This is a genomic window from Frankia sp. CeRuru1, from assembly GCF_977966315.1.
Map to the genome: position 1 here is coordinate 1,783 of NZ_CDWWEW010000479.1, position 2,170 is coordinate 3,952.

At 67.0% G+C, this 2,170-nt stretch carries 2 protein-coding genes; both read right to left on the minus strand.

Translation table 11 applies throughout. The features are described from left to right. Positions 1–305, minus strand: a 305-nt coding sequence (locus tag AC08OP_RS23040) for a TauD/TfdA dioxygenase family protein (protein ID WP_476616085.1), incomplete at its 3' end; no start/stop codon positions are given. A 34-nt stretch (positions 306–339) separates the two neighbouring features. After that, positions 340–2,170: neopentalenolactone/pentalenolactone D synthase (ptlE, locus tag AC08OP_RS23045; protein ID WP_476616086.1), on the minus strand; the 1,831-nt coding region annotated here is incomplete at its 5' end.

Consider the following 2,170-nt stretch of genomic DNA (forward strand, 5'->3'; position numbering starts at 1 on the left):
ATCCACCCGGCGTCGCCGACGCCGATCTTGTGGCCGTCCTCCACCAGGTTGGAGATGATCAGGATCTCGTTATGGTCAGGGTGGGCGCCGCTGGTCAGACCGGTCTTCGGGATGTACCCGAAGCGGCGGCCGAAGGCCAGGAACTCCTCGTAGGAGGGGGTCTCGTGGCCGCGGAGGACGAGAACGAGATGCGCGTCGAGCGCCGCCCAGATCTCCTCAAATTGGGCCTTGTCCATGTCTCCGGTGACATCGGCGCCGTGCACGACGGCGCCGAGAGCAGCGCCGGGTATCGGCGTTACGTCCATGGGCGTTGCCGCCTTTCGCGGAAGGGCGGGGTGGTCAGCGCAGTTCGAGGCCTGCGAGGTCACCCGCCTCGCGCCAGCGCCTCAGGACGTTCACGAACTCCACCGAGCCGCCGCCGTAGCTGGAATTAAGCAGGGGCAGCCCGCTCGGGTTGCCCTCGTTGTTGTAGAGGCCGGGCGTACAGTTCTCGAGGAAGTCGATGTCGTTGGTGGCGAGCCGGAGGATCTCCTCGACCCATTCCTTTTCGCCGGCCTCGGATGCCTCCACGACCCGGTAGCCGCGCTCCTCGACGCACTTGACTATGTATGCAAGGTGCCGGGTCTGCTCGCCCAGCATGTAGGCAATGTTGACGTGCCGGCCGGCCTGGACCTTGGACAGGATGAAGCAGTTGGGGAAGCCGTTCACCTGGAGTCCGTGCAGGGTGCGCGCCCCGTCTACCCACTTCTCCGACAGCTTCACGTCATCGCGGCCGACGATGTCATAGCCGGCACGGTCGGTGTACGGGACGGCGAACTCGTGCTCGTAGCCGGTGGCGAAGATCAGGCAGTCGACCGGGTACTCCCGGCCGTTCGCGACCACCCCGGCCCGGGTGAGCCGCTCCACGCCTTGCCCTTGAGTGTCGACCAGGGTCACATTGGGCCGGTTGAAGGTCTGGAGGTAGCCATCATGGAAGCAGGGCCGCTTGCAGTACACGCGGTAGTACGGCTTGAGAGCGGCGGCGGTTGCGGGGTCGGTGACGACGCTGTCGATACGGGAACGCAGCTCCTCCATCTTCAGGAAGTCCGCCCGCTCGGCCGCGAGCGCCCGCTCCTTCGGGTCGCCCCCGGCGACGCCAGTGGGCAGGATCGCCGCGGCCAGCTTGGCCGTGGTCTGGGTCCAGCGGTCCTGGACTAGGTCCTCGTCCTGCGGGATACCGGAGGTCAGCGCGTGGAAGTTCTCCATCCGGCGCTGCTGCCAGCCCGGTTCGAGGCTGTCCGCCCAGCCGGACGGGGTGGGCCGGTTACCGCGGACGTCGACCGTGGCCGGGGTGCGCTGGAAGACGATGAGCTGCTCGGCCCACTCGGCGAGGTGCGGGGCGAGCTGGATGGTCGTCGAGCCGGTGCCGATGACGCCGACCTTCTTGTCCTTCAGCTTGGTCAGGCCGCCGGTGCTGTCGCCGCCGGTGTAGTCGAAGTCCCAGCGACTGGTGTGGAAGGAGTGCCCGGCGAACGTCTCCAGGCCCGGTAGCCCGGGGAGTTTGGGGCGATGCATCAGACCGATCGACATGGCCACGTACCGGGCCCGGATCAGATCCCCGCGATCGGTGCTCACAAACCACTTCCCAGCGGCCTCGTCCCAGCGCAACTCGGTTACGGTGGTCTGGAAGAGGGCGTCGCGGTAGAGATCGTACTTGTGGGCGATCTGCTGGAGGTGGGTGAAGATCTCGGGCCCGGTGGAGTACTTCTCGGTGGGTATCGTGCCAATCTCTTCGAGCAGCGGCATATAGATGTAGCTCTCGACGTCGCACCGGACGCCGGGGAAGCGGTTCCAGTACCAGGTGCCGCCGACGTCGCCGGCCTCGTCGATCAGCCGGATGCGCTCCAGGCCGGTCTCCTCGCGCAGATGGGCGCCGGTCAGCAGGCCGCCGATGCCGGCGCCGACGACGGCGACGTCCACCTCGTCGGTGAGCGGCTCGCGCTCCTGCCGCTCGGTGTAGGGGTCTCGCGCGTAGCGGCTGAAGTCACCGCGCGCGAACTGGTAGGTGCGACCGACGCTGCGCTTGTTGCGTTCCTGCCGGTATTTCTCCCTGACCGCTTCCAGGTCGATGGTCAGTGTTTCATCGCTATGGTTGTCGCTTTTGGCGCGGGCCACAGCTCCTCCTCGGGGA